Origin of the sequence: Anaeromyxobacter sp. SG66 (assembly GCF_022690805.1) — a bacterium.
GTDB classification, from domain to species: Bacteria; Myxococcota; Myxococcia; order Myxococcales; family Anaeromyxobacteraceae; genus Anaeromyxobacter; species Anaeromyxobacter soli.
In genome coordinates this window covers 1-3,477 of sequence record NZ_JALCZC010000197.1, presented here as the reverse complement: position 1 = coordinate 3,477, position 3,477 = coordinate 1, and the positions used below count along the sequence as shown (strand labels likewise).

At 77.3% G+C, this 3,477-nt stretch carries 4 protein-coding genes and 1 pseudogene; all 5 read right to left on the bottom strand.

The genetic code is table 11. The features are described from left to right. Nucleotides 1-224, bottom strand: a 224-nt coding sequence (locus MNZ39_RS23620; RefSeq protein ID WP_305037351.1) for a hypothetical protein, incomplete at its 3' end; no start/stop codon positions are given. Beyond that, nucleotides 221-1,234 carry an ABC transporter substrate-binding protein gene (locus MNZ39_RS23615; protein WP_242341530.1) on the bottom strand — a complete coding sequence of 338 codons (1,014 nt, stop codon included), beginning with the start codon at nucleotides 1,232-1,234 and terminating at the stop codon, nucleotides 221-223. The genes MNZ39_RS23620 and MNZ39_RS23615, both read right to left, overlap by 4 nt. After that, entirely contained in the window at nucleotides 1,231-1,995 is a 765-nt protein-coding gene (locus MNZ39_RS23610; RefSeq protein WP_242341529.1) for an ABC transporter permease, read from the bottom strand. Before MNZ39_RS23610 ends, MNZ39_RS23615 begins: the two co-directional genes overlap by 4 nt. Continuing rightward, nucleotides 1,928-2,866, bottom strand: coding sequence for an ABC transporter ATP-binding protein (locus tag MNZ39_RS23605; protein ID WP_242341528.1), 939 nt, complete (start codon nucleotides 2,864-2,866; stop codon nucleotides 1,928-1,930). The genes MNZ39_RS23610 and MNZ39_RS23605 overlap by 68 nt, the downstream gene beginning before the upstream one ends. A gap of 144 nt (nucleotides 2,867-3,010) precedes the next feature. After that, a pseudogene (locus tag MNZ39_RS23600) lies at nucleotides 3,011-3,477 on the bottom strand (RNA methyltransferase); the annotation flags it as partial.

Genomic DNA, 3,477 nt, shown 5'->3' with positions numbered 1-3,477 from the left:
GGCGCCGCCTCCGGCTCCGCGCCGAGCTCCGGCGCGCGCCGCGGCGGCTCCGGCGGCGCCTCGCCGGGGGTCGGGGTGGGGTCGCGATCCGCGGACGTCGAGGCCCCGTCGAGCGGCGGCGCGACCGCGCTGCGGGCGGCGCAGCCGGCGCCGAGGACGGACACGAGGGTGAGCGCGAGCAGCTTGGCGGCGCGGCGGGCGGTGCGCCCTGGGGTCCCGCTCATCGGTGCGCGATCTCCTGGAGCATGGTCGCGTCCACCATACCCGAGAGCTCGCCCTTGGGCGCGAAGCCCAGCGCCTGCGCGTCGCGCGCCATGCGCTCGAGCTGCGCCTTCAGCGGGTCCACGGTCGGCGCCACGCGCGAGAAGGCGTCGCGCAGCACGGCCTCCCGGAGCGGCTTGCCGGTGCGCGCCCCGTAGGCCGCGTTCGCGAGCCGGGCGAAGCCGGCTCGATCCTGCTCCCAGCGCCGGGTGAGCTCGAGGTGCGCGCGCACGAGGGCGAGCACCTCGGGGCGGCGCCGCTCGAGCGCGCGCGCGGACACGACGAGCAGGGTGGTGGGGAAGCGCCCTTCTGGCCAGAGGGTGCGCTCGTCCACCAGGATCCGCCCGCCCGCCTCGGCCACGAGCCGCGACGCCCAGGGCTCCGGCACCCACGCGCCGGCGAGGTCGCCGCGCGCGAAGAGCGCGAGGATGTCGGGGTTCGCGAGCGGCGTCACCTCCACCGTCCCCTGGCCGCGCGCGTCGTGGAGCCCCACCTTGCGGAGCCACATGCGGAGCGCGACGTCCTGCGTGTTGCCGAGCTGCGGCGACGCCACGCGCTTCCCGGCGAGATCCGCGGGGACGCGCGCGTCCTTCACCACCAGCGCCGCGCCGCCCGAGGTGGCGCCCGCGAGGACGCGCAGCGCCTGCCCCTGCGTGCGCAGGAACGCGATCGCGGCCGGGCCGGGGCCCACGTAGCTCGCGTCGAGGTCGCCCGCGAGCAGCGCCTCCATCGCCGCCGGCCCCGCGTTGAACATGCGCGTCTCGAGCCGCGCCGGGAGCGCCCGCGCGAAGGTGCCGTCGTCGACGCCCACGAGCGCCTGGGCGTGCGTGACGTTCGGGAAGTAGCCGAGGCGGAACGGCGCGTCGGGCCCCCGCCCGCGGGAGCAGCCGCCGGCGAGCACGAGCGCGGCCGCCGCCACGACGGCGACGCGCGTCGCGCGACGCGTGGCGAGGCCGAGGAGACGCGGCGTCACGCGGGCTCCTCGAGGAGCCCCCAGCGGCGCCGCACGCGCAGCTCGAGGATGCGGAAGAGGACGCGATCGACCGCGACGCCGATGGCGACGATGGTGGCCATGACGCCCATGACCTGCGCCGCGTCGAGCAGCTCGCGGCCGTTCTGCAGGAGCTGCCCGAGGCCGCCCGCGACGAAGAGGAGCTCGCCCGCCATGAGCGCGCGCCACGCGAAGCTCCAGCCGAGCTTCAGCCCGGTGAGGATCCCGGGGAGCGCGGCGGGCAGGAGCACCCCGGCGTGGAAGCGCGCGCCGCGGATCCCGAGCGTGCCGGCGGCGCGCAGGATGAGGGGGTCCACGCCCGCGATCGCGTCCTCCGTCGCGATCGCGATCGCGAGCACGGAGCCCATGACGACCACGAACAGGATGGCGGTCTCCGAGAGGCCGAACCAGAGGATCGCGAGCGGCAGCCAGCAGATCGACGGGAGCGCCTGCAGGCCCAGCACGACGGGGCGGAGCGCGCCGCGCAGGAGCGCGCTCCGCGCGAGCAGGACGCCGAGCGGGACCCCCGCCACCGCCGAGAACGCGTACCCCTGCGCGAGGCGGCCGAGCGAGCGCGCCGCGGCCGCCCCGAGCCGGCCGTCCGCGGCCATGTGGACGACGCTCGCGGCGACCGCGAGCGGGCCGGGGAAGAGCCAGTGAGGCCAGGGGCCGATCCTAGAGAGGAGCTCCCAGATGAGGAGCGGGACCGAGAGGAGTAGCCCCGTCCGCAGCGATCCGTGCATCCCGTCCCTCCGCCGCGCCCGCCGCCTCGGCGCGCCTCAGCTCGTCCCGGATGCGCCGCGACATCTCCACGAGCGCATCGTCGTCCGGATCGCGCGGTCGCTCGAGCCGGACGTCCAGGTCCTGCAGCACGCGGCCGGGCCGCGCCGCCATCACGATGACGCGGTCGCCGAGCACGAGCGCCTCGCGCACGTCGTGCGTCACGAACACCACCGTCTTGCGGTCCCGCAGCCAGACCTGCTGGAGGAGCTGGTGCATGTGGCTGCGGGTCTGCGCGTCGAGCGCGGCGAACGGCTCGTCCATCAGCAGCACGGCCGGGTCGAGCGCGAGGGCGCGCGCGAGCTGGACGCGCATGCGCATGCCGCCCGAGAGCTGGTGCGGGAGCGTCTCCTCGAACCCGTCGAGGTGGACGCGCGCGACGTACTCGCGGGCGCGCGCGTCGGCGTCGGCGCGGGAGAGGCCGCGCGCGCGGAGCGCGAAGACGAGGTTCTGGCGGACGGTGAGCCAGGGGAAGAGCGCGGGCTCCTGGAAGACGAGCAGGCGGTCCGGCCCGGGGCCCTTCACGCGCAGGCCGTCGATGGTGATGCGCCCGCCGCTCGGCTCGAGGTGGCCGGCGAGCGCGTAGAGGAGGGTGGTCTTCCCGCAGCCGGACGGCCCGACGAGGCACACGAACTCGCCGGCGTGTACCTCGATGTTCACGTCCCGGAGCGCGACCACCTGGTTCCCGAAGCGGTGCCCCACGCGGGAGACGTCGATCTTGGGCGGGCCGGCGCGCTTCACCCGGGGCGTGAGCAGCCCGATCCCGGCGCGGCGCCGGGCCCGGCGCACGGCGCGCGTCAAAAGGGCGAAGCGCCCGCCGACCTGCCTCCACATGCGGCACCAATGTGCGTCCCGCGGGCTGCGAATGCCTGCACCCTCGTCTGGACGCCCCGGCCGAGCGCACGGCGGCTCGATCCCCCGCCCCGTGAAGGCGGTCGCCGGCGCTCCGCCGACCGACCGCGACCGCTCCTCGGGTCGTCAGGGGGAGAGACGCAGGAGCCGGCAGGCGAGCCCGCCGTTGCGAACGGGCAGCGCGGACGCGGGCGCGAGCGGCAGGAGCCGCTCGTACCCGCGGTCGGGCCCGAGGACCGCGACCTCCCAGCCGCGGAGCCGGGGGAAGAGCGCGCCCAGCGCGCGCCAGGCGAGGGCAGCGTCCTCGTCGAGCCGCACGCCGTACGGCGGGTTCACCGCGCACAGCCCCGGCCCGGGGGGCGGCTCGACGCGGGCGGCGTCCGCGCGCTCGAAGCGGATCGCGTCGGCGACGCCCGCCGCGGCGGCGTTCTTCTGGGCGAGCCGGAGCGCGCCGGCGTTCCGGTCGGAGGCGTGGATGGCGACCGCGATCGGCCGGGCCTGCGCCGCGAGGCGCGCGCGGAGGCGCTCGGTGCGGGCGGCGTCGTGGCCGGGCAGGCGCTCGAAGGCGAAGGAGCGGCCGAGTCCCGGCGCGC